Below are 23,753 nucleotides of genomic sequence, written 5' to 3'. Positions count from 1 at the left end.
CGATATGACGATGCGATGACAGGTCAACAAGACCACGTTCGACTTAAGTTCCTGGTATGGGCCAGGATGTCGGACATGCGAATCGCGCATGTCTTAGGCAGAAGCCGCTTAAGATTTGGGCGGCTCCGCCCAAAGGAAAGACAAAGCGCCGCCCGGCCCGGTGGCTGGCGGCGCCTGACGCCTGTCTTCAGTTGCCGTTGCCGGGCTTGTCGCTGAAATAGGTCTTGAACTTGTCCGGCACGCCCTTGAAGGCGTCGGCATCCGCCGGGGCGGGCTTCTTGCGGTTCAGGTTGGGCCAGGCGGCGGCGTACTGCCGGTTCAGTTCCAGCCATTCCTCGGCCCGGCCGTCGGTGTCCGGCAGGATGGCCTCGGCCGGGCATTCCGGTTCGCAGACGCCGCAGTCGATGCATTCATCGGGATGGATGACCAGCATGTTGTCACCCTCGTAGAAGCAGTCCACGGGGCACACTTCCACGCAGTCGGTGTACTTGCACTTGATGCACTGCTCGGTCACGACATACGGCATTGCTCGCACTCTCCTTGAAAACCCGGTTCCCCAGGCGCCCGGACCAGGGCAGCCTCCAGCGGGGTGGCACGGGGGCACGTATAGCCCGATATCGCCCGAGGGTATAGCACCCGCGAGCGTCGGCGAAACCTACGTCGTCCGGATAGCGGCCGGATGACAGCGGGAGAGGTAGAACATGCGTGGGGCGGGCGCAACAGGGTTCAGCGTGCGCGGGTGGTGGCCCGCGTCCGCGTCCAGCGCACGCCACACGTAAAAAGAGCACGTCTGATTGAAATTGACTTACCGTTACGGATAGTCTGGCCAAGGACCGGGAGAGGCAGGAACGGTATGACGGCGCACGGCAACAAAGGCCAAGCGGAGGACCCACCGGAAATGTCCAGGCGGTGGGACTCGGGCTCCATCGAGCCGTCGCCGGCCATGGCGGCCGAGCTTTACGCCGTCCTTCAGCGCTTTTCCCAAGCCATCGTCGTGTTCGGTCCCGACGACCGGGTGGTGTTCGCCAACGACCGCTATCACGACATGTTTCCCCGGTCGCCGCCGCCGGGGGCCATCCTGGGCTGGCGCTTCGAGGATCTGCTGCGCCATTCCATCGCCGCCGGCCAGGTGCCGCAGGCGGAGGCGGATCCGGAGGCCTACATCGCCCGGCGCCTGGCCCAGCGCGGCATGTCCCAGCGCGGCCTGGCGCGCGAGGGGCTGATCGGCGACCGCTGGTACCGCGCGGTGGAGGAGCGCATCCCCGGCGGCGGCCTCGTCCTCAGCTATAACGACATCACTGACCGCCGCCTGGCCGAGGACGAGGTACGGCGCAAGTCCGCCATCCTCAGCGCCGCCATGGAGGCGGTACCCGGCGGCTTCATGGTGATGGACGAGGACTTCAATTTCGTGGTGTGGAGCCGTAATTGGCCCGCCATCGGCGGCGCCACGGACGAGATCATCCGCACCTATCCCAACATGCCCGATCTGGCCCGCTGGCAATCGCGCCGGGGTGACTATGACGGTATCCGGCTGGATCCCAGCCAGTTCGACCCGGCGGCCATCGCCTCCATCCCCTGGCTGGGTCGTCTGCTGGCCTTGCAGGCGGCCCGTCCCCCGCAACTGATCCCCAGCGATGAGGAACGGGAGCTGTTGGTGCAATGGCAATTGCTGCGCTACCGGCCCGAAGGCCGGCCCGACGGCGAGCGCGCGGAAGGCACCGGCACCATCCATATCGGGGGCGAGGACGGCCGTATCGTCGAATTCCGTCGCAACCGCATGCCCGGCCTGGGTTGGGTGTCGATCTACAATGATGTCACCGAACGCTACCGCCATGAGGAGGAGACGGCGCGGGCCCATGCCGAGACGGCGCGCGCGCTGCAGGAGTTGCGGGACACCCAGGAAAGCCTGGTGCAGGCGGAGAAGCTGGCATCGCTGGGTGAGTTGGTGGCCGGCGTGGCGCATGAGCTGAACACGCCGGTGGGCATCAGCTATACCGCGGCCACCTTCCTGGCCGACCGCCTGCGCGACTTCCGGGCGGAATTGGCGAACGGCCCACCCCGCCGGGCGGCCCTTATGGACTTCCTGGATTTGGTGGAGGAGACGGCCAGCCTCATGACCGTCAACGCCGGCCGCGCCGCGCGTTTGGTGCAGAGCTTCAAGAACATCGCCGTCGACCAGACCAGCGATGAACGGCGCCTGCTGTCGCTGAAGCCGTATCTGGAGGAAATCGCCATCAGCCTGGGCCCGCAATGGAAGCGGCCGGGCCACACGTTGACGATAGAGTGTCCCGCCACCCTGGTGCTGGACACCTACCCCGGGGCGCTCAGCCAGGTGCTGACCAACCTGATCGTCAACGCCACCTTGCACGCGTATTCGCCGGGGCAGGCCGGGCGGCTGACCATCACGGCCTCTTCCCTGCCGCCGACGCCGGGGGCGGTGGGGCGGCCGCCGGCGGAGCATGTGGAAATCCTGTTCGCCGACGATGGCAAGGGTATCCCGGCGGAGGCCTTGCCCCGCATTTTCGACCCGTTTTTCACCACCCGCCGCGGGGCGGGGAGCACGGGCCTGGGACTGAACATCGTTTTCAACCTGGTGACCCGCACCCTGGGCGGCCGTATCGAGGTGGATAGCGCCCCCGGCCGTGGCACCCGCTTCTTCCTGCGCCTGCCCAAGGTCGCGCCCCAGCCGCCGGCATCGCCACCTGCCGAGGCGGAGGTCGTGGCCGTCCCGGGCTGACCACGGCTGGTGGGGCATCGGCGGGCAGCCAGGGCTTGCCCCCGTTTGGCCGCCCCACTACGGTGGAACGGCGGCCGGCACCAACGCCAGCGCGCGGGGGGCTTTGGGGGCCGTGCCTATGGGGATATCGTCGCGCTGCCGGGCGGGGGGCCGCTGCCTGGCGCTGTGGGCTGGCCTTCTCCTGATGGCTGGCCATCCGTTTCCTGTCATGGCCGCCAATCCCCAGCCCGGGAAAACGCTGGTCCGCTCCATCGGCGGGGTGCCGCTGACCTTGGATCCGCAGCGCGCCGACCTGGGATCGGAAGGCCTGGTGATCAATGACCTGCTGGAAGGTCTGCTGGCACCCGATGGCCGTGGCGGCGCCCGGCCCGCCTTGGCGGAAAGCTGGACGGTCTCACCCGACGGCCGCATCTACACCTTCAGGCTGCGCGCGGACGCCGCCTGGTCGGACGGCACGCCGGTGACGGCGGATGATTTCGTCTTTTCCTGGCAGCGCCTGGCGGACCCGCGCACGGCGTCGCCCTTCGCCTTCTACATGGGCATCGTGGTGAATGGGGAGTCCATCGCCAAGGGTGTGATCAAGGACCCGCGTCGCCTGGGCGTGGCGGCCCTGGACGCCCACACCTTCCAGGTGGAACTGGTGCGGCCCACCGCCTATTTCCTCGCCATGTTGCAGCACCAGGCCTTGTTCGCCGTGCAGAAGGCCAGCGTGCAGGCCTATGGCGACGCCTTCACCCAGCCCGGCCATTACGCCGCCAGCGGGCCCTATGTCCTGGTTGAAGACGTGGCTGGCGATCACCTGACCCTGGCGCGCAATCCCGCCTATTACGACCGGGCCAAGGTTGCCATCGATACCGTCCGCGACCTGCCGCTGGAGGACCGCGAGGCGGAGACGCGGCTGTTCCAGGAGGGACGGCTGCAGGCGACGTACGAGTTGCCGGTGGATCAGGTGGCCTGGGCACGGACGGCATTGCCGGACGCCTTCGTCAGCGCCGAGGCCTACGACACCTATTTCCTGAGTTTCAACCTTCGCAATGAGCCGTGGAAGTCATCCCCCGCCCTGCGGGAGGCGCTGACCCTGGCCGTGGAGCGGGAGGCGCTCGCCACCGGCGTCCTGGCGGGGGAGCGGCCGGCCTACAGCTATGTGCCGCGCCTGGCGCCCAGCCCCGGCGTGCCGGGGTATGAACCGGGCTGGCCCGCCTGGCGCGACCTGCCGCAGGCGGAGCGGGAGCGGCGGGCGCGAACCTTGATGACCGAGGCCGGCTACGGCCCCGGGGCCAAGCCGCTGCCGGTCATCACCCTGTTGTATCCCACGGGCGCCAACTGGCAGTCCGCCGCCGCCGCGGTGGCCCGCCAGTGGCACGCGGTGCTGGGTGTCGAGGTGCGCCTGGAGGATCGGGACTTCCAAACGGTGACCACCAAGGCCAGTGAAAAGACTTTCAAGGATGTGGTGTTCGCCTCCTGGATCGGCGACTACCCCGATGCCAACAGCTTCCTGGCGGTGATGCGGGCGGATGCCGGCCGCGAAAACTACCCAAGCTATGCCAATCCCCTGTTCGACGCGCTGATGGAGGAGGCCAATGGCGAGGCCGATCCGGGGCGCCGCGCCGGCCTGCTGCGCCGGGCGGAACGGTTGATGATGGATGACACCCCCATCATCCCGCTGTTCCACAAGAGCATGAGGCGGCTGGTATCGCCCCATGTCACCGGCTGGGTCCCCAATCCACTGGATCTGACGCCCAGCCGCTTTCTGGACGTGACGCCCTAGCGCCAGCGACGCGAGGCGAAGGCTGGTGCCCGGCGATTGAGGGGGGCGGTCACGATCAAACACCGCGCGCACAAGGCCGGCCGCTATCGCCCCTTATCCACGGCCGGACGGCCGGCGTTAGGGGCGGTGGGCGGGCTGTCAGGCTCCGGCGGCGTGTCCCAGCCATGGGCAAGGGTGCTCTCCGCCATCGGGATCAGGAACTGCCCCAAATCCACCGGCACCTGGAACCCGGGTCTGCCCGGATCGGGACAGGATGCGGATTTGGCGCGCAAGGCCCAGCCATCGGGCAGGGGGCGGTCCCAGACGAACACGGCGCAGGGCCCCGTCAGCGGCGGCCGTGGCCTGTAGGTCTCGTCGATCTGGAAACCGGGATAGTTGCCCCGGATGCTGCCCGCCGCGCCGGCGAAGGTCTGTGGGGTGAGCGGCGGCGGCGCCGGGGGAAGCGGCCCCGGCTCGGCGCAAGCCGACAAGCCCATCAACGCGCCGCCCACGCACCACCACCGCTTTGTCATGGTTCCCCCTTACGCGACCTATGCGCGCGCCCATCCCGACGATGGATGCGGGGCGACGGCGGCAGCCGTGGGGCGGAACTGTGGCATTTCGGGGGCGGGCTCGGTTGCCGCAGGATCGGGTTGTCACCCTTCCCCGACCGCCAGGATGATCTTCCCGAAGCCGCCGCCGCTTTCCATCCTTTGATGCGCCTCGGCGGCCCGTTCAAGTGGCAGGATCCGGTCGATGACCGGCCTTATCTCCCTTCTTGCCAGGTGGGGCAGGGCGCCTGCCGTGAAGCGGGCGACCATGGCGCGCTTTTCCTCCGGCGTCCGTGATTTCATCACCGTCCCGATGAGACGGAGATGGTTGTGCAGCACCAGGTCCAGCGGGATTGACGCGTCGGCGTCGCCACTCAGGACACCGACCTGGACCAGCGTGCCACCGGGCGCCAGGCTTCGGAGATTGCGTGCCAGATAGTCGCCGCCGATGAAATCGACCACCGCGTGCACTCCCGCCGCTTGCGTAAGGCGGGAAACCTCCGCCTCGAAATCCGCGCCGCGATAATCGATCACGGCCGCGGCTCCCAGGTCACGCACGTCCGCCATCCGTTGGGCCGAGGCTGTGGCATAGACGGTGGCCCCCAGGGATCGGGCGATCTGTACCGCCGCCGAACCGATGCCGCCGGCCGCCGCGTGGATCAGCACCCGCTGCCCGGGCTGGACCCGGGCCAGGTGCGCCACCGCCTCCCAGGCGGTGACGAAGGCCTCCATGACCCCGGCCGCGTCCGTCAGCGGCAGCTCGTCCGGCACCTTCACGGCCATGCCGCGGTCGACCCGGGCGATCTCTGCATAGGCTCCGCCGCCGACGATGGCCATCACCCGATCCCCGATCCGCATATCCGTGACGCCGGGGCCGACCTCGATGACCTCGCCGGCGAGTTCAAGGCCCAGCAAGTGACTGTCGCCGAAGGTCTGGTCGCCGTAGAAGCCGGCCCGTTGCATCAGATCGGCCCGGTTGACCCCCGCCGCGGCCACACGAACCAGCAGGTCATTGGGCCGCGGCCGCGGCGCGGGCGCCTCAACCAGCCGCAGCATGTCCGGCGGGCCGAAGCGTTCATAGGCGATGGCTCTCACGACACCGCCTCCTTGGCATTGGCCAGGGCGCGACGGGCGATGCTCTCGGCGAACAAGGGAGTTTCGCGGCGGTTGTGGTCTCCGCCGGCGGCTTGGCGCGCCGCGGCGGCGTCCTCATAGGCGATGCCGTGCCGGGCCAGGAAATCCATGAAGGCGTCGGTCGGGTGGGCGGTCACGCGGTTGGTATACCGGGTGCGATTGCCGTCGATCGCTTCGGCCATCAATTCCCAGATCACGTTCACCTGGGTACGTCCGTTGGCGGTGAAAACGTCCGAGATCGAATTCATGCGGCAGTAGGTCTTACCCGCCTCCTCGGCCACATAGTGCTGTACCACCAGGCCGGTTCCGATCATCTCGACATTGATGGACATGCGCCGGCCATCGTCGGTGGTGGTCACCCCGGCGGCGATATGATCAGGCGCGCAACACCGCAGGTACTCCGCCTCGGGTAGGGTGAACAGCCAGTCGGCGATATCGATTTGCTCAATCGGAACATCGACTTCATGGCTGTACGCGGATTGGGATAGGATGCGGTCGAGGACAGTGGCCATGACAGTGTCTCCTGGTTGGGTTGGCTCGGCGGGCGGGCGCCACGTCGATGAGCCAAACCATGCGGCCAGGGGCGGCGGATGATAACGCGGCCATTTCTCGAAATGGCTTTGCCTGCGGAGCAAAGATGAAGGACCCGAGGTTCGCCGAGTTGGTGGCCGTGTTCGTCGACGTCGTGCGGGCCGGCAGCTTCTCGGGTGCAGCGCGCCGGCGGGGGGTGACGCCCTCGGCCATCGTTCGGCAGATCGACGCCTTGGAGCATGGCCTGGGCGTGCGGGTGCTGGTGCGGTCCACCCGCGCGCTGGCGATGACCGATGCCGGGGAGAGGCTGTTCGAACGCGGCCAGCGCCTGATCGACGATCTTGTCGATGTTCATGCCGAAATCGCCGCGTTCGGCGGGGCGATCGCCGGCGTCCTGCGCGTCGCCTGCTTTCCCACCTTCGGCAAGCGGTACGTGCTGCCGGTGGCGGGCGCCCTGATGCGGGATCATCCCGGCCTGTCGGTGGAACTGGATTTGACGGAGCGCCTGGCCGACCCGGCGCGCGATCGCCTCGACGCCGTCATCCGCATCGGGCACCTCGCCGACAGCGCCTTGATCGCCACCAAGCTCGCCGATCAATCGCGGTTGGCGGTCGCCGCCCCCAGCTACCTGGATCGTCATGGCACGCCCGAGCGTGTCGAAGATTTGCGCGCCCATCGCCTGCTCGACAAGCTGCACGGGGCGGACCTCTTGGGGTGGGCCGACATGCTGGGCGACGCGGCGGGCCAGCCTGGCTGCGGCGAGGTGGTTTTCCGGTCCGATGATTTCGAGGCGTTGCGCCTCGCCGCTCTGGAGGGTGTGGGGGTGGCTTTCCTTCCCAGTTGGGTGGTCGGTCCGGACGTGCGCGCCGGTGCCCTCACGCGGCTTGCGCTGGATGGGGAGCCCTGGGCCCCGAACCCTCAGGGCATCTTCCTGCTCAGGGCCCTGCCGGAGCCATCAGCCAAGCTGCGCGCCTTCATCGATGGTCTGCGGTTGTCGATCGGCGGCCCCCCTGTTTGGGAACCGTGACGGTCCGGGAACCATGGCTGCCGCCGACCTCTCCCCCAAGGACGCCGGTCCCCAAACGAAAACACCCGCCGGACGCGCTGCCCGGCGGGTGTCTTGGTACTGCATCAAGCGTGCGACCGGGGCGGCGCCTTAGGGCCGCCGCCTGGGCTCACAACAGGCGCCTTAGGCGTCCTTGTTGTTCATGCCACGGCCGGTGGTGCGCTCGGAGATGCGGGCCGACTTGCCGCGGCGATCGCGCAGGTAGTACAGCTTGGCGCGACGCACGTCACCCTTGCGGATCAGCTCGATGCTGTCCAGGCGCGGGCTGTACAGCGGGAACACACGCTCCACGCCTTCGCCGTAGCTGATCTTGCGGACGGTGAAGCTGGAGTTCACGCCGGCGTTGCGGCGGGCGATGACGACGCCCTCGTAGGCCTGCACGCGCTCGCGCGAGCCTTCGACGACCTTCACGTTCACCTTCACGGTGTCGCCCGGGGAGAATTCCGGGACCGCACGGGTGGCGGTCAGCTTTTCAATCTGCTCTTGCTCGAGCTTCTGGATGATGTTCATGGCACTCAACTCCACATGATGACAATGGCCAGCCTCACGGCGGTCAATCCAGGTTTGGCACAGGCGCCGTTTCCGCAGTGGGGTCCACCAGGGAAACGCCATCCTCAAGGGTCGAACCGCTTCGCGGCTTGCGCCGTCGGCGGCTCTTGGTTTCGGCCTTGGGCCGGCTCTCCTCGTAGCGCTGCCACAGGTCCGGTCGCCGGTCCCTGGTGATGCGCTCCGCCTCGGCCAACCGCCAGGCTTTCACCTTCTCATGGTGCCCGGAGAGTAGAACCTCGGGCACCGCGCGGTCCTGCCAGACGGCCGGCCGCGTATAGTGGGGATACTCCAGCAATCCCCGCTCGAAACTCTCTTCGCCCGCCGTCTCGGCGTTGCCCATGACGCCCGGCAACAGCCGGACGCAGGCGTCGATCAGGCACAGCGCCGCGGGCTCACCCCCCGAAAGCACGAAATCCCCGAGGCTCACTTCCTCGAGGCCCTGCGCTTCCAGGACCCGTTCATCCACCCCCTCATACCGGCCGCACAGCACTGTGAGGCTGGGCGCCGATACGAGTTCCCGTACCAGCGCCTGGTCCAGCACACGGCCACGCGGCGAGAGGTAGATCGCCCGGCCCCGTTCCCTCTGGTCCTGGCTCAACCGCGACCGGCTGGCGGTCAGGGCTGCGTCCAGGACGTCGGGCCGCATGACCATACCTGGTCCGCCGCCGAACGGGGTGTCGTCCACGGAGCGGTGTTTATCACTCGCGAACGACCGGATGTCCACTGATTCCAGCGACCAGGTGCCATTTTCAAGCGCTTTCCCCGCCAGGCTCATGCCCAGCGGCCCCGGAAACATCTCCGGGAACAGGGTCAGCACCGTCACATGCCAGCCGGCCGTCATCGAATCAGCCCTCGTGGGCCTCGGGCGCGTCGTCATCCGACGCCACCGCCTCATCATTTTCCGAGGCTACCGCCTCATCGGCGGCGGGCCCGCCTTCCATCTCGGCCAGTTCCTCCGGCGTCGGCTTGACCTTCTCGAACAGGCCGGCCGGCGGTTCCACCGTCACCAAGCCCGCCTTCACATCCACCACCGGGACGGCGGCGCGGGTGAAGGGGATGGTGACCGTCTTGCCGGACGCCGCGTGCGCGATCTCCAGCATGTCGCCGCCACCGAAGTCGTAGATGGCCTTGATCTCGCCGAAGGGCTCGCCATCCGCGGTGGTCGCCACCAGGCCGATCAGGTCGGTGTGATAGAACTCGTCCTCGTCCTCGGGGGCGGGCAACTGATCACGGGCGATGTACAGGCGGGTGCCCTTGAGCGCGTCGGCCGCGTCGCGGTCGCGCACGCCCTGCAATTCCGCCAGGAAATGATCCTTGCCCATGCCGGTCATGGTCAGGGCGAAGGCGCGGGCGCCTGATTCGTCGGTCAAGGTGCCATAGGCGAACAGCGACTCCGGCACAGCCGTGAAGCTCTTCACCTTGACGCGGCCGCGCACCCCGTGGCTGCCCACGAACTGCCCGACGCAGATGCGCGTGGCGGTTTCCATAACGATACTCTCTGGAAGACTGTAGGCGGCGGAAAAGCTGAACGGGGGCGGTCACCCGCCCCCGTCGCAACCCGTCAACCTGGATGCCTGCCAACCCACCCCTGTCGCCAAGGGAGGCGGCCGGCGTCAGGTCAATCAGCCCTCGGTGCTGGCGGCGGCAGCGGCGGCCAGCTTGGCGCGCTCCTGGGCCTTCGCCTTCGGGGCGGACTTCTTCGGGGTCTCGCGGACCTTCGGCAGCTCGATGATGTTGGCGCGGCCCAGGAACAGGGCGACGCGGTCGGTCGGCTGGGCGCCCACGGACAGCCAGTGGCGGGCGCGCTCTTCCTTCAGGGTGACGCGCTCGGCGTGCTCACGCGGCAGCATCGGGTTGTAGGTGCCGATCTTCTCGATGAAGTTGCCATCGCGGGGCGAACGGCTGTCGGACACGACGATGCTGTAGAACGGACGCTTCTTGGCGCCACCGCGGGCCAGACGAATCTTGAGGGACATTTCTTACTTCCTGACTCTGATGTTGAACTGAAGATGATGGTGAAACGCGGATACTAAAATTTGGCTGGGGATCAGCGGCCCTTGGGCATCAGGGCCGACAGGCCCTGGCGCATCAGGCCCTTTTTCCCCAGTTTTTTGAACTTGCGCATCATGTCGGCCATGTCCTGGTACTGCTTCAGCAGCCGGTTGACGTCGGCCACCGTGGTCCCGGACCCCAGCGCGATGCGGCGCCGGCGCGATGCGTTCAGCAACTTGATGTCGCGGCGCTCTTTCTGGGTCATGGAGGTGATGATCGCCTCCTGACGCTTCAGCATGCGCTCGTCGATGTTGGCCTTGGACAGCTGGTCCTTGATCTTGCCCACGCCGGGCAGCATGGACAGCATGCCGCCCATTCCGCCCATCTTCCGAATCTGGCGCAGCTGGGACAGCATGTCGTCCAGGTCGAAGTTGCCCTTCTCCATCTTCGCGGCAAGCTTCTCGGCTTCCTCGCGGTCGATGGTTTCGGCGGCCTTCTCCACCAGGCTGAGCACGTCGCCCATGCCCAGGATGCGGCCGGCGATGCGGTCGGGGTGGAAGGCCTCCAGCGCGTCGATCTTTTCGCCGGTGCCCAGCAGCTTGATGGGGCGGCCGGTGATCTGGCGCATCGACAGGGCGGCACCGCCCCGGGCGTCGCCGTCGATGCGGGTCATGACGATGCCGGTGACGCCGACCTTGTCATTGAAGTTGGTGGCGACGGTGACGGCGTCCTGGCCGGTCATGGCGTCCACCACCAGCAGGCTTTCCACCGGCTTGGTGACGTCGCGGATGCGCACCACCTCGTCCATCAACTCCTCGTCGATGGCAAGGCGGCCGGCGGTGTCCAGCATGACGACGTCATAGCCTTCCAGGCGGCCGACGCGCATGGCGCGCTGGGCGATGGTCACTGGGTCTTCGCCGGGGACGATGGGCAGGGTGGCCACGTCCACCTGCTCACCCAACACCCGCAGCTGTTCCTGGGCGGCCGGGCGTCGCGTGTCCAGCGACGCCATAAGCACCTTTTTCTTCTCGCGGGTCTTCAGCAGGCAGGCGATCTTGGCGGTGCTGGTGGTCTTGCCCGAGCCCTGCAGGCCCAGCATCAGCACCGGCACCGGCGCCTCGGCGTTGAGGTTGATGCCCTCGTTCTGCTCGCCCAGCATCTCGACCAAATGGTCGTGGACGATCTTGATGACCATCTGGCCGGGGGTGATGGAGCGCAGCACCTCCTGCCCGACGGCCTTTTCCTTCACGCCGTTGATGAAGGACTTGACCACGGGAAGGGCCACGTCGGCCTCGAGCAGGGCCACGCGCACTTCGCGCAGCGCGGCACCAACGTCCTCTTCGGTGAGGGCGCCGCGCCGACGCAGCCGGTCGAAGATATCGCCGAGCCGTCCTGTCAAGCCGTCAAACATAACCCGTCCTGGCCATTGCCGTTCCGATCTTCACCCGCCCCCCTAGTCCAAGCGTCCGGTCAGGCCCATTTGCCCAAACGAAAAGCGCCAGTGCACGAAACTCGTGGACTGGCGTCGCGCCTTGGCGCGGGGTGCGGTTCGACCTGGCTTCCGAACCGGAACCCGTGGTCGAGGTTGGGCTATCTAGACCGATGGCGGGCACATGTCAATGCCCCACAAGGGCGGGCGAGAGGCGCGAAACAGACGATGACAGCCCACCAGGCGCGGTATGCCGGCGGCGGGGGCCAAGCAAAATGGGCGACGTCCAAAGGCCTGCGGATGTGTGACAGATCATATACGGCGCCCGCCATTTCATCTAAAGCCTAGCCTCGTGTGCGCGGGGGCCCTTCCAGCCAGCATTTAAGATAATGTATGAACGGATTATCGGGATAATCTTAGATTAATCTCACCGCCCCGAGGCGAAGATGGATTGCGGGGGAGGACCGGCCCCCGCGGAGGCTTGTATGTCGATGTCGTCCGGCAGAAATGCCGAACCCGAACGGTCAAGGATGAGCCAGACGGAGTTGCTGGCGATCATAGGCAAGCATCGGGCCTTCCTGACGAAGCAGCCCGGTGGCGTGCGTGCCAGCTTCAAGCTGCGTGACCTGTCCCACATGGATCTGTCGGGCCTGAACCTGGCGGAGGCCGACTTCTCCGGCGCCAAGCTGTTCGGCGCCCGCATGGTCGACTGCATCCTGACCGGCGCGTCCCTCTATGCCGCCGACTTGCGCCTGGCCAACCTGGAACGCTCGGACCTGCGCCGGGCCGACCTGCGCGGCGCCTGCCTGCGTGGGGCCGTGCTGAACCAGGCCTCCATGGCGGAGGCGGACCTGCGCGAAGGCACCATCATGCACGTCCGCAAGGACGGCAGCATCACACCCCATGAGTTCGACGATGTTCCGGTGCAGACGGAACTGTCATGCGCCACGGTGGTGGGGGCGGATCTCAGCCGGGCCAAGCTGTCCAACACCTTCCTGGTGCAGTCCGACCTGACCGATTGCATCATGCGCGGCGCCAAGATGGCGCGCGCCAACCTGACCAACACCAACCTGACCGGCTGCGACCTCAAGGGCGCCGACCTGACCGGCGCCAACCTGACCGGCGCCAAGCTGCACGGGGCGGATTTGTCGGGCGCGGAACTGGGGCTGGCCCGCTTCGCCGGCGCCCTGATGATGGGCACCATCCTGGACGACAACGCCCGGCGTGCCGAAGAGGTGCTGGAGGGCATCCACGCCCCCACGCCGGAGGACGCCGGCCTGGACCTGTCCGCCATGCTGGTCCTGCATACGGAATGGGTGGAGACGGGGGGGCGCGAGGGCGCCCGCGCCGACCTTTCCAGCCTGGACCTGAGCGGCGTGGATCTCGCCGGGGCGAACCTGTCGGCGGCCCTGCTGCACTGCGCCTGCCTGCGCAAGGCCAGCTTGGTGGGGACGTCGCTGCCCATGGCCGATCTGTCGCTGGCCGACCTGCGCGACGCCGACCTCAGCCGGGCCGACCTGCGCGGGGCCTCGCTGGAACGGGCCACCCTCAACGGGGCGCTGCTGGTGCGGGCGGACCTGGGCCCCGTCTTGATCCAAAGCTCCACCGGCCGGTTGTGGAGCGCCAACCTGCACCGCGCCCGCCTGGACGGCGCCAACCTGACCGGCGCCATGCTGAAGCGCGCGGTGCTGTCCCAGTCCTCGCTGGTGGGGGCGGTGCTGAAGGACGCGGAACTGTCGGACGCCAAGATGGCGGGGGCGGATCTGCGCGATGTCGACCTGGCCGAGGCGGACCTGGACGGGGCCGACCTGGCGGACGCGGTCGGCATGGTTCACTGACCTGGGTTCACTGATCCGGGTTCACTGATCCGGCATCCTTTCCTGGGCCTAGTTTCGCCCTATTTTCTGGCAAATCTGTCGCACGATTTCCGCCGCCCGCCTTCCTCTGTTTGACGGACGCCCATGTTGCTGCCCACACAAGACCGCCCCGTCCGCCGCCTCACGCTCGGCCTCCTGGTGGCCGGCCCCTTCCTGTTCGGCCTGTGGGCCGTGCTTCTGGGCCAGGACGGCAATTGGGACCTGCGCAACTATCATTGGTACAACGCCTACGCCTTCCTGACCGGGCGCTGGGGCATGGATGTGGCGCCGGCGCAGGTGGCCAGCTTCTACAATCCCACCCTGGATCTGCCCTTTTTCCTGGCGGCGCAGGTCTGGCCGGCCCGGGTGGTGGAATTCCTGCTGGGCAGCATCCAGGGTGCCAATCTGGTGCTGCTGTACGGCCTGGCCTGGACGGTGCAGCGCCCGGCGACACCGGAAGGCCGGCGCGCCCTGGTGGCCCTGGCCGTGGCGGTGTGCGGCATGGTGGGTGGCGGCCAAGTGGGCCTGCTGGGCACCACCTTCTACGATAACGTCATCAGCCTGTTCGTGCTGGGCGGCCTGCTGGTCGCCATCGGCGGCGGCCAGCGGGGCGGCGAGGGTGCCGCGTGGACCGCGCCCAGCGGCCCCGCTTTCCGCCGTGTGGCGTTGGCGGGATTGCTGGTCGGCAGTGGCGTGGGCCTGAAACAGCCCACCATCGTCTTCGCCGTGGGCACCTGCGCCGCCTTCCTGCTGGCCGGCGGCACGCCATGGCGCCGCCTGTTGCTGTCCTTCTTCTTCGGGCTGGGTGTGCTGGCCGGCATGGCCCTCTTCTCCGGCCACTGGATGTGGTTCCTGTGGAGCCATTACCAGAACCCGCTGTTCCCCTATTTCAACAATGTCTTCCATTCCCCCTGGGGCACGCCCGATCCCTACCGGGACGACAAGTTCATCCCCAAGGGGGCCTTGGCCGCCGCCGCGTTCCCCTTCGCCTGGGCGCGCGATCCCAAGCTGGTGGGCGAGATCATCTTCCGGGATTACCGGGTGCTGGCGGCCTATGTCGTGCTGCTGCTGACGGGGGCCGTGGCCCTGGTCCGCTGGCTCCGGGGGCTGTTCGCCGTCCAGGCCCCGGCGGTGGACACCACGGGCCATGCCCGCGCCCGGCGCTACCTGCTGCTGGCGGGCGCCTTGAGCTACCTGGTGTGGCTGAAGCTGTTCGCCATCTACCGCTATCTCATCCCGCTGGAGATGCTAGCGCCGGTGCTGATCCTGGCGGCCGTGTCGCTGTGGCCGGCCCCGGCCCGCGTGCGGGGCACCGTCATTGCCCTGCTGTTGCTGCTGCTCGCCATCACCGGCCAATCGGGCACCTGGGCCCGCGTGCCCTGGGGCGAGCGCCCCTTCGGCGCCAAAGTGTCGGAGGTGCAGGCGCCCGTCCTTCCCCGGCCGGACCATACCGTCATCCTGATGACGGGCTACGCCCCCACCAGTTTCCTCATTCCCGGCTTTCCGCCGCAGATCCCGTTCCTGAGGGTACAGAGCTATTTCATCCACCCCGACCAGGGCGACATCCTGCTGAACCGGCAAATGCGCCAGCGCATCGACCAGGGCATCGCCGACGGGGATGACTTCTATCTGCTGGTGGCGCATTGGGAGACGTGGACCATGGACCAGATTTTGCCACGCTATGGCCTCAAGGGTGCCGGGGAACCCTGCCAGCCTGTGACATCGACCTTGGACGAACCCATGCTGTTGTGTCGCATCGTACCGCTGCAACCGGCGGCGGCCCGTGATATGAACCCCGTCAACTGACGCCTATTTTCGAGGATACCCCGCGATGGTAGATACCACCGCCTCCACTCCGGACGCCAACCGCCGCCCCACCGTGGCCGTCCTGGTGCCCTGCTATAACGAGGAAGCCGCCATCGCCAAGGTGGTCGCCGATTTCAAGGCGGCCCTGCCTGACGCCACCGTGTACGTCTATGACAACAACTCCAGGGATCGGACGGTGGAGGTGGCGCGCGCCGCCGGTGCCGTGGTGCGCACCGAGCCGCTGCAGGGCAAGGGCAATGTGGTGCGCCGCATGTTCGCCGACATCGAGGCGGACGTGTACGTGATGGTCGACGGCGACGACACCTATCATGCCGCCAGCGCCCCGGCCCTGGTCGACCGGCTGGTGACTGAGCAGTTGGACATGGTGAACGGCGCCCGCGTCACGGAGATCGAGGCGGCCTACCGCCCCGGCCACCGGTTCGGCAACCTGTTGCTGACGGGCCTGGTGACCTTCATTTTCGGCAAGCGCACCAACGACATGCTGTCGGGCTACCGCGTCTTCTCCCGCCGCTTCGTGAAGTCCTTCCCGGCGCTGGCCGGCGGCTTCGAGACGGAGACGGAGCTGACGGTGCATGCGCTGGAGTTGCGCATGCCCATAGCGGAGGTGGAGACCCCCTACAAGGACCGGCCGCCTGGGTCGGTCAGCAAGCTGTCCACCTACAAGGACGGCATGCGCATCCTGTGGATGATCACCAAGCTGGTGAAGGAGGAACGGCCCATGCTGTTCTTCGGCGTGGCCGCCCTCCTGTTCGCTCTGCTGTCGGTCATCTTGGGTATTCCCATCTTCGTCACCTTCGTGGAGACGGGCCTGGTGCCCCGCCTGCCCACGGCGGTGCTGGCCACCGGCCTCATGATCCTGGCCTTCCTGTCGCTGACCTGCGGCCTGATCCTGGACACGGTGACCCGTGGCCGGCGCGAGATGAAGCGCCTGCGCTACCTGGAAATCCCGGCGCCGGACTTCGCCCCGCTGGGCCGGGGTTGAGCGGCGTGACCGATCTGCCTGAGGGCCAGTCCCCTCCTGGCGACCCGAAGCAGGTGAAGGCGGAGGTCATGTCCTTCGCCCTCATCGGCGTGGCTGGCCTGTTCGTGGACATGGGCGCCCTCTGGGTGGCCATGAACCCGCTGGGGCTGGACAAACACAGTGCCGGTTTCTTCTCCTACTTCGTGGCGGCCACCTTCACTTGGTGGATGAACCGGCGGTTCACCTTCACCGGCGCCAGCCGCCGGCGGGCCTTGCACCAGTGGGCCAAGTTCCTGGCGGCCAATGCCGTGGGCGGCGTGGTCAACCTGTCAGTCTACAACCTCATCGTCTGGCTGGACGCCCCGGCCTTCGCCGTCGCCCTGCTGCCGTGGCTGCCCACGCTGTGGCCCTATGGTGCCAAGGGTGCGGGTTCCCTGGCCGGCATGGGCTTCAACTTCGTCCTGTCCAAGGTGCTGGTGTTCGGCCGGAAATAATCTCTCCAACCTGCAGCGGGGACAGAACCGCTCTGCCGGGCACGCCCATGGACAGGGGGCGGATCGTCGCCATATAACCGGACATCATGGCGCGCCGGTTTCTCAAGATGCACGGGCTGGGCAACGACTTCGTCGTTCTGGATGCCCGCACCACCCCCCTGTCCTTGACGGGCGCGCAGGCGCGCGTCCTGGCCGACCGCCGCTTCGGCGTCGGCTGCGACCAGATCATCATCCTGGAACCGCCGCAATCGGCCGGCGCCGATGTCTTCATGCGCATCCTGAACCCGGACGGCAGCGAGTCCGGTGCCTGCGGCAACGCCACGCGCTGCGTCGCCTCGCTGATCGCCGCCGAGGGGGCTGGACGCGACCGCCTGACGGTGGAAACCATCAGCGGCCTGCTGCCCGCCGTCCGCCATGCCGACGGTCTGGTGACGGTGGACATGGGTCCCGCCCGCCTGGACTGGCGGCAGATCCCGTTGGCTGAACCTGCCGATACCCTGTCGCTGGACGTGGCCGCCGGCCCGCTGTCCGGCCCCTGCACCGTCAACATGGGCAACCCCCACGCCGTGTTCTTCGTGGACGATGCGGAGGCGGTGGACCTTCCCCAGTGGGGGCCGCAGCTGGAACACCACACCGCCTTCCCCGAGCGCGCCAATATCGAGGTCGCGACCGTTGTCGCACCCGGCCGAGTGCGCATGCGGGTGTGGGAACGCGGCGCCGGCATCACCCTGGCCTGCGGTTCCGGGGCCTGCGCCACCCTGGTGGCGGCCGCCCGGCGCGGCCTGACCGACCGCAAGGCCGACATCGTCATGGACGGTGGCACGCTGACCATCGAGTGGCGGGAGGACGGGCATGTGTTGATGACCGGACCGGTGGCCACGGCCTTCAGCGGCGAGCTGGATGACGCCTTGCTGGCGGGCGCTGGACGATGAGTGCCGAGCACGCTGACACTGATCATGGGCACGAGCACCGCCAGGAAGGCTCCGGCCCGGAGATTTCCGGCGAGGCCGGAGGGCCGCAGGTGGTCACCTTCGGCTGCCGCCTGAACGCCTACGAGTCCGAGGTGATGCGCGACCACGCGCGCGCCGCCGGCCTGGGCCCGGTGCTGATCTTCAACACCTGCGCCGTCACTTCGGAAGCCGAGCGCCAGGCGCGCCAGGCCATCCGCAAGGCCCGGCGCGAGAACCCGGACACCCGCATCGTCGTCACCGGCTGTGCCGCCCAGGTCAACCCCGGCACCTTCGCCGCCATGCCCGAGGTGGACCAGGTCCTGGGCAACGATCTGAAGCTGAAGGCTGACAGCTGGACCAGCTTCGGCGCCGGCCAGGCGGAACGGGTGATCGTCAACGACATCATGTCGGTGCGCGAGACCGCCAGCCACCTGATCCAGGGCATGGAGGGCCGCGCCCGCGCCTTCATCCAGGTGCAGAACGGCTGTGACCACCGCTGCACCTTCTGCATCATCCCCTATGGTCGGGGCAATTCCCGCTCCGTCCCCATGGGTGAGATCGTGACCCAGGTGCGCACCCTGCTGGAACAGGGCTACCGCGAGGTGGTGCTGACCGGCGTGGACGTCACCAGCTATGGCCCCGACCTGCCGGGCGCCCCCACCCTGGGCCAGATGATCCGCCGCCTGCTGGCCCTGGTGCCGGAGCTGCCACGCCTGCGCCTGTCCTCGCTGGACCCGGTGGAGATCGACGACGACCTCTGGCGCCTGATCGCCGAGGAACCGCGCCTGATGCCCCACCTGCACGTCAGCCTGCAGGCCGGCGACGACATGGTGCTGAAGCGCATGAAGCGCCGCCACAGCCGGGCTGACGCCGTGGCCTTCTGCCAGCGCGCGCGCGACCTGCGGCCCGACATGGTGTTCGGCGCCGACCTCATCGCCGGCTTCCCCACGGAAACGGATGAGATGTTCCAGAACACCCTGGACGCCGTGGCCGACTGTGGTCTGACCTGGCTGCACGTCTTCCCCTACAGCCCGCGCCCCGGTACGCCCGCCGCCCGCATGCCGCAGGTGGACAAGGCGGTGCGCAAGGAACGGGCGGCCCGGCTGCGCGCCGCGGGTGAGGAGGCGGTGCGCCGGCACCTGGCCAGCCAGCAGGGCCGCACCGTCGCGGTGCTGGTGGAAAAGGGCCGTATCGGCCGTACGGAACAATTCGCCGAGGTGCGGCTGGATCGCGATTTCGCGCCAGGCACGCTCGTGGAGGCCCGCATAGCCGGGCTGGATGGCGACATGCTGATGGGTTGCTGCTGATGTTCGATTGGATCAAGCGTAAGAAGCCCGCCGCCGAAGCCCCGGCCGCTCCACCCACGCCTGAAACCCCAGTCGCCGTCGAGCCTGTTGCGCAACCGGAACAACTCGCGCCGGAGCCGCTGGCGCCGGAGCAGCCAGCCCCGGTCGCGGTGGAAGCCCCACCGGCCCCGGTGGTCCCCAAATCCGCGCTGGTCCTGGACGCCGCCCCGGTGGCGCCGGTGGAAGAGGCGCCCCAGGGCGGCTGGCTGTCGCGCCTGCGCCGGGGTTTGTCCAAGTCGACCTCTCGCCTGACCGACGGCATCGGCGGTATCTTCACCAAGCGCAAGCTGGACGACGAGACGCTGGAGGAGCTGGAGGAGCTGCTGATCCAGGCGGACCTGGGGCCCGCCATGGCGGCGCGCGTCACCGGCGACCTGGCCAAGAGCCGCTTCGGCAAGGAGATTTCCCCCGACGAGGTGAAGCGCTTCCTGGCCGATGAGATCGCCAAGGTGCTGGTCCCCGTGGCCCAGCCCCTGGTGCTGGACGGCAACCACAAGCCCCATGTCGTGCTGGTGGTGGGCGTCAACGGCACGGGCAAGACCACCACCATCGGCAAGTACGCGCGGGAATTGCGCGCCGCCGGCAAGACCGTGTGGCTGGCCGCCGGCGACACCTTCCGCGCCGCCGCCGTCAGCCAGTTGCAGATCTGGGGCGAACGCACCGGCGCCCCCGTGATCGCCAAGGAGACGGGGGCGGACGCCGCCGGCCTGGCCTATGAGGCGTTGGAAAAGGCGCGGGCCGCGGGCGCCGACGTGCTGCTGATCGACACCGCCGGACGGCTGCAGAACAAGCAGGGCCTGATGGATGAGCTGCGCAAGATCGTGCGCGTCATCAAGAAGGTGGACCCCACCGCCCCCCACACCACCCTGCTGACCTTGGACGCCACCACCGGCCAGAACGCCCATTCGCAGGTGGAGGTGTTCAAGGAGATGGTGTCGGTCAACGGCCTGATCCTGACCAAGCTGGACGGTTCCGCCCGCGGTGGCGTGCTGGTCTCGCTGGCGCAGAAGTTCGGCCTGCCGGTCCACGCCATCGGCGTGGGCGAGGGCATCGACGACCTTCGCCCCTTCGACGCCCAGTCCTTCGCCGCTTCGCTGGTTGGCCTGGACGAGGGGCGCTGACGGGGGCTGGCCCGGTGTCTGGCCCCGGTGGCTGGCCGGGTGACGGAAGGTCGCGCAACGGTCATCAGGGTGCGCTTGACACCTTCCGTTCCTTGACGGACTATCTTTGCAAAGCCGCACACGGGGACAGCCCGGTGCGGCTTTTGTATTTTTAAAAGACGTTGCTGACCCAAGGGGTCCGCCGGCGGCAATCCGGTCGCGGGCGTGCAGGACCCCAGAATAAAAAGAGGAGTTTTCGATTGAACGCACCGGTTTCCCTGCAGACGGACAAGGTCGTCACCTTCACCGACGCGGATGCCGCCTTCACCCACGTGCTGGCGCTGTACAATGACGCGGTGGGGCATTTGCGGACCCGTTTCCAGGATTACGCCAAGGGCGACAGCTTCACGGGCCGGGTGCGGCGCTTTTATCCCTTCGTGCAGGTCACGGTGGACCATGAGCCCCGGGTGGACAGCCGCCTGGCCTATGGTTTCGTTTCCGGCCCCGGCACCTACCGCACCACGCTGACGCGGCCCGACCTGTACGCCCATTACTACCGCCACCAGTTCCAGCAGCTGCTGCGCAACCACACCACCAGCATCGAGGTGGGGGTGAGCGATATGCCCATTCCCATCCAGTTCGCCTTCCCGGAAGGCATGCATGTGGAAGGCGACCTGCCGCCGGAACATCTGCGCAAACTGCGCGAGGTTTTCGACCTGCCCGACCTGGCGGTGATGGACGACAGCATCGTCAACGGCACGTACGAATGCCCGCCGGGCGCGCCCGAGCCGCTGGCCCTGTTCACCGGCCCGCGCGTGGACTACAGCCTGCACCGGCTGAAGCACTATTCCGCCACGGCGCCGGACCACTTCCAGAACTACGTGCTGTTCACCAACTACCAGTTCTACATCGACGAGTTCGTGCGCCGCGGGCTGGAGACCATGCAGCCGTCGGACGATCCGGAGGTGCAGGCTTATCGCTCGCAATACGTGGCCTTCGTCGAGCCCGGCGACCACGTGACCTTCAACCAGGCGCTGGAGCCCGGCCGGGCCGCTGAGGGGGAGCGGATCAAGCGCCTGCCGCAGATGCCCGCCTATCACCTGAAGCGCGCCGACGGCAACGGCATCACCATCGTCAACATCGGTGTCGGTCCCAGCAACGCCAAGACCATCACCGACCACATCGCCGTGCTGCGGCCCCACGTCTGGCTGATGCTGGGCCACTGCGCCGGCCTGCGTGAGACGCAGCGCCTGGGCGACTACGTCCTGGCCCACGGCTATGTGCGCGAGGACAAGGTGCTGGACGCCGACCTGCCCACCTGGATCCCCGTGCCGCCCCTGGCCGAGGTGCAGGTGGCCCTGGAAAAGGCGGTGGGTCACGTCACCGGGCTGGAGGGCTGGGAGCTGAAGAGCCTCATGCGCACCGGCACGGTCGCCACCATCGACAACCGCAACTGGGAACTGCGCGACTACCGCGAGCCGGTGCAGCGCTTCAGCCAGAGCCGCGCCATCGCGCTGGACATGGAATCCGCCACCATCGCCGCCAACGGCTTCCGCTTCCGGGTACCCTACGGCACCCTGCTGTGCGTGTCGGACAAGCCGTTGCATGGCGAGCTGAAGCTGCCGGGCATGGCCAACCACTTCTACCGCGCCCGGGTCGACCAGCACCTGGCCATCGGCATGCTGGCCATGGAACTGATGCGGGAGAACGGGCTGGAGCGCCTGCACAGCCGCAAGCTGCGCAGCTTCGTGGAAGCGGCGTTCCAGTAATGTCGCAGCTGATCCGTCTGTTTCTGGAATGGGGCCCGTTGGTCATCTTCTTCGTGGCCAACGCCAAGGGTGGGATCATGGTCGCCACTGCCGCCTTCATGGCGGCGGCGGTGGTGGCCCTGCCCATCTATCGCAAGCTGGATGGCAAGTGGCCGCTGATGCCCCTGGTCACCTGCGGCTTCGTGGTGGTGTTCGGCGGCCTGACCCTGTGGCTGAACGATGAGACCTTCATCAAGGTGAAGGCCACCATCATCTACCTGCTGTTCGCCGTGGCCCTGGCCGTGGGCGTCGCCCTGCGCCGCAACCTGCTGGCCCACGTGCTGGTGGGCGTGGACCTGGACCCCGACGGCTGGCGTCGCCTGACCGTGCGGTGGATGGCCTTCTTCCTGGTGCTGGCCGGCGCCAACGAGGTGGCGTGGCGCTTCCTCACCACCGACCAGTGGGTGGCCTACAAATCCTTCGTCGTCATTCCCCTGTTCGTCCTGTTCAGCATGGCGCAAGTGCCCCTGATCCTGAAGCACCAGAAGCCGGAGGCGGAGGCTGGGGCGGACAGCAAGGGCGGAGAGGGGTGAGGATGCGCAACCGGCGGACCGGGCTTGCGGTGGCGATGATGCTGGGCTTGGCCGCGTGCGCCGGCAACAATGCCCAGGAGCATGGCACCGCCCTGCATCACCTGGGCGGCCCGGCCGATGGGGTGATGGTGCCGCCGGCGGTGGCCGCCCCCCCGACCCAGGCCGAGGGGCCCGGCACACAGCAGGCGCAGGCGAATGGGGCCACGCCGTCCGGCGGTACGCCGCGCAACCGCGCGGCCGCCTCGATCCGGCCGACACCCGCCCCCGACACCGCATCCCCCACGGCCGCCGGGCCGTTCGCGCCGCCGCCGGATACCGAAATGCAGGAGGTGGTGATCACGCCGCTGGACGTCAGCGGCTATTGGAAGATCACCGCTCGCTCCACCTTCGGCTTGGGCGACTCGGCGTTCTACAAACGCTATGAGAACGACACCCATATCTGCCGGTTCGAGCAGACCCGCGCCCGCCTGCTGGCATACTGCCCCCTGCTGGATTCGGTGGGGGAGGGGGAGTTGCGTGAGCGCCATCTCAGCCTGTCGTGGAGCCTGGCGGGCGGCATCGCCTTCCATGTCGATGCCGAGGTCGAGGGGGGGCCCGGTAGCGGGATGGGGGGACAGCAATTGTCCTTCACCGGCCAAGCCGCCGGCCGGCTGGTGGGTCTCCTGCCGGTGACGGCGGAGGTGCCGGCGCGCGGCGTACGGTTCGAGCCGCCGGCGGACGCGGCGCCACCCAGCCTTGGCCCCTTGCGCCAGGCCTTGGCCGATTGGGACAGCGGCCATCTCACGCCCGACCTCTACACGCCCAACTTGCTGCCCCGCCTGGCCAAGCTGCTGGCCCGCCCGAACCGGGCCGCGGGACGGGGCGCCCTGCAGGGCCTGCGCTACATCGGCAGCATCGAGCGCGCGCTGAACAAGAAGGACACCCCCGACGCCCGCGTCAGCCATGACGTCTATGAGGCGCGCTACGCCGCCGGTACCTGGCTGTGCGTGGTCCATCTGGAGGGCGACGGCAAGATCAGCGACTTCGCGTGCTGATCCCTGTTTGTTGGCTGGCCCGTTACCAAACGGCCTGCCGCGTTACCGTCCGGTAAATTCGGGTAACCCCCTGGTTTCGCAGCCTTGTCCTTCCCCACGGTCCTTGTA

Annotated in this window: 22 protein-coding genes; 13 read left to right on the top strand and 9 right to left on the bottom strand. The window is 67.9% G+C overall.

What is annotated here, in order from left to right; all coding sequences use genetic code 11:
• Positions 1–187 precede the first annotated feature (187 nt).
• Complete coding sequence (fdxA, locus tag FBZ90_RS04390; protein ID WP_145729802.1) at positions 188–526, bottom strand: ferredoxin FdxA; 339 nt, start codon at positions 524–526, stop codon at positions 188–190.
• A 372-nt stretch (positions 527–898) separates the two neighbouring features.
• On the opposite strand from fdxA, the gene FBZ90_RS04385 reads away from it, so the two are divergent.
• Both FBZ90_RS04385 and FBZ90_RS04380 read left to right on the top strand, forming a co-directional pair.
• Positions 899–2,737 carry a sensor histidine kinase gene (locus tag FBZ90_RS04385; protein ID WP_186455601.1) on the top strand — a complete coding sequence of 613 codons (1,839 nt, stop codon included), beginning with the start codon at positions 899–901 and terminating at the stop codon, positions 2,735–2,737.
• Between the two features lie 184 nt (positions 2,738–2,921).
• Positions 2,922–4,505 carry a peptide ABC transporter substrate-binding protein gene (locus FBZ90_RS04380; protein ID WP_186455600.1) on the top strand — a complete coding sequence of 528 codons (1,584 nt, stop codon included), beginning with the start codon at positions 2,922–2,924 and terminating at the stop codon, positions 4,503–4,505.
• Between the two features lie 83 nt (positions 4,506–4,588).
• Here FBZ90_RS04380 and FBZ90_RS04375 read toward each other — a convergent pair whose 3' ends face one another.
• The 3 genes from FBZ90_RS04375 to FBZ90_RS04365 form a co-directional block, all read right to left on the bottom strand.
• Positions 4,589–5,017, bottom strand: a complete 429-nt coding sequence (locus FBZ90_RS04375) for a hypothetical protein (protein WP_145729799.1) — start codon at positions 5,015–5,017, stop codon at positions 4,589–4,591.
• A 123-nt stretch (positions 5,018–5,140) separates the two neighbouring features.
• Positions 5,141–6,130, bottom strand: coding sequence for an NAD(P)H-quinone oxidoreductase (locus tag FBZ90_RS04370; protein ID WP_145729798.1), 990 nt, complete (start codon positions 6,128–6,130; stop codon positions 5,141–5,143).
• Positions 6,127–6,681, bottom strand: a complete 555-nt coding sequence (locus FBZ90_RS04365) for a hypothetical protein (protein ID WP_145729797.1) — start codon at positions 6,679–6,681, stop codon at positions 6,127–6,129. The genes FBZ90_RS04370 and FBZ90_RS04365 overlap by 4 nt, the downstream gene beginning before the upstream one ends.
• 125 nt (positions 6,682–6,806) lie before the next feature.
• Between FBZ90_RS04365 and FBZ90_RS04360 the strand changes: the two genes are divergently transcribed.
• Positions 6,807–7,727, top strand: a complete 921-nt coding sequence (locus FBZ90_RS04360; RefSeq protein ID WP_145729796.1) for a LysR family transcriptional regulator — start codon at positions 6,807–6,809, stop codon at positions 7,725–7,727.
• 162 nt (positions 7,728–7,889) lie between these two features.
• On the opposite strand, the gene rplS is transcribed toward FBZ90_RS04360, so the two are convergent.
• The 5 genes from rplS to ffh all read right to left on the bottom strand — a co-directional run bounded on the left by rplS (position 7,890) and on the right by ffh (position 11,718).
• On the bottom strand, positions 7,890–8,276 hold the full coding sequence (rplS, locus tag FBZ90_RS04355) for a 50S ribosomal protein L19 (protein WP_145729941.1): 387 nt from the start codon (positions 8,274–8,276) through the stop codon (positions 7,890–7,892).
• A gap of 43 nt (positions 8,277–8,319) precedes the next feature.
• On the bottom strand, positions 8,320–9,156 hold the full coding sequence (gene trmD / locus FBZ90_RS04350) for a tRNA (guanosine(37)-N1)-methyltransferase TrmD (RefSeq protein ID WP_145729795.1): 837 nt from the start codon (positions 9,154–9,156) through the stop codon (positions 8,320–8,322).
• Positions 9,157–9,160: 4 nt separating this feature from the next.
• The gene (gene rimM / locus FBZ90_RS04345) at positions 9,161–9,802 is read right to left on the bottom strand and encodes a ribosome maturation factor RimM (protein ID WP_145729794.1); all 642 of its coding nucleotides are present in this window, start codon (positions 9,800–9,802) and stop codon (positions 9,161–9,163) included.
• 135 nt (positions 9,803–9,937) lie between these two features.
• Positions 9,938–10,291 (bottom strand): 30S ribosomal protein S16, encoded by a 354-nt coding sequence (gene rpsP, locus FBZ90_RS04340; protein WP_145729793.1) that lies wholly within the window; start codon positions 10,289–10,291, stop codon positions 9,938–9,940.
• A gap of 71 nt (positions 10,292–10,362) precedes the next feature.
• Positions 10,363–11,718: a signal recognition particle protein gene (gene ffh, locus FBZ90_RS04335; RefSeq protein ID WP_145729792.1), complete on the bottom strand. Its 1,356-nt coding sequence runs from the start codon at positions 11,716–11,718 to the stop codon at positions 10,363–10,365.
• 548 nt (positions 11,719–12,266) lie between these two features.
• Here ffh and FBZ90_RS04330 point away from each other — a divergent pair.
• From FBZ90_RS04330 to FBZ90_RS04285, 10 genes are all read left to right on the top strand, one after another.
• The gene (locus FBZ90_RS04330; protein WP_246130144.1) at positions 12,267–13,574 is read left to right on the top strand and encodes a pentapeptide repeat-containing protein; all 1,308 of its coding nucleotides are present in this window, start codon (positions 12,267–12,269) and stop codon (positions 13,572–13,574) included.
• A gap of 123 nt (positions 13,575–13,697) precedes the next feature.
• Positions 13,698–15,398 carry a hypothetical protein gene (locus FBZ90_RS04325; protein WP_145729790.1) on the top strand — a complete coding sequence of 567 codons (1,701 nt, stop codon included), beginning with the start codon at positions 13,698–13,700 and terminating at the stop codon, positions 15,396–15,398.
• Positions 15,399–15,423: 25 nt separating this feature from the next.
• A complete protein-coding gene (locus FBZ90_RS04320) occupies positions 15,424–16,401 on the top strand; it encodes a glycosyltransferase family 2 protein (RefSeq protein ID WP_145729789.1) in 978 nt (325 codons plus the stop codon).
• 5 nt (positions 16,402–16,406) lie between these two features.
• Entirely contained in the window at positions 16,407–16,874 is a 468-nt protein-coding gene (locus FBZ90_RS04315) for a GtrA family protein (protein WP_145729788.1), read from the top strand.
• 86 nt (positions 16,875–16,960) lie between these two features.
• Positions 16,961–17,806 (top strand): diaminopimelate epimerase, encoded by an 846-nt coding sequence (dapF, locus tag FBZ90_RS04310; protein WP_145729787.1) that lies wholly within the window; start codon positions 16,961–16,963, stop codon positions 17,804–17,806.
• Positions 17,803–19,131 (top strand): tRNA (N(6)-L-threonylcarbamoyladenosine(37)-C(2))-methylthiotransferase MtaB, encoded by a 1,329-nt coding sequence (gene mtaB / locus FBZ90_RS04305; RefSeq protein ID WP_246130143.1) that lies wholly within the window; start codon positions 17,803–17,805, stop codon positions 19,129–19,131. The genes dapF and mtaB overlap by 4 nt, the downstream gene beginning before the upstream one ends.
• The gene (gene ftsY, locus FBZ90_RS04300) at positions 19,128–20,291 is read left to right on the top strand and encodes a signal recognition particle-docking protein FtsY (protein ID WP_420872584.1); all 1,164 of its coding nucleotides are present in this window, start codon (positions 19,128–19,130) and stop codon (positions 20,289–20,291) included. Before mtaB ends, ftsY begins: the two co-directional genes overlap by 4 nt.
• 239 nt (positions 20,292–20,530) lie before the next feature.
• Entirely contained in the window at positions 20,531–22,039 is a 1,509-nt protein-coding gene (locus tag FBZ90_RS04295; RefSeq protein WP_145729785.1) for an AMP nucleosidase, read from the top strand.
• Positions 22,039–22,611: a septation protein A gene (locus tag FBZ90_RS04290; protein ID WP_145729784.1), complete on the top strand. Its 573-nt coding sequence runs from the start codon at positions 22,039–22,041 to the stop codon at positions 22,609–22,611. The genes FBZ90_RS04295 and FBZ90_RS04290 overlap by 1 nt, the downstream gene beginning before the upstream one ends.
• 2 nt (positions 22,612–22,613) lie before the next feature.
• Positions 22,614–23,645, top strand: coding sequence for a hypothetical protein (locus tag FBZ90_RS04285; protein WP_145729783.1), 1,032 nt, complete (start codon positions 22,614–22,616; stop codon positions 23,643–23,645).
• The last annotated feature ends 108 nt before the right edge of the window (positions 23,646–23,753 follow it).

Origin of the sequence: Nitrospirillum pindoramense, from assembly GCF_007827955.1 — a bacterium.
Lineage (GTDB): Bacteria > Pseudomonadota > Alphaproteobacteria > Azospirillales > Azospirillaceae > Nitrospirillum > Nitrospirillum amazonense_B.
This window is presented reverse-complemented; position numbering and strand designations above follow the sequence as displayed.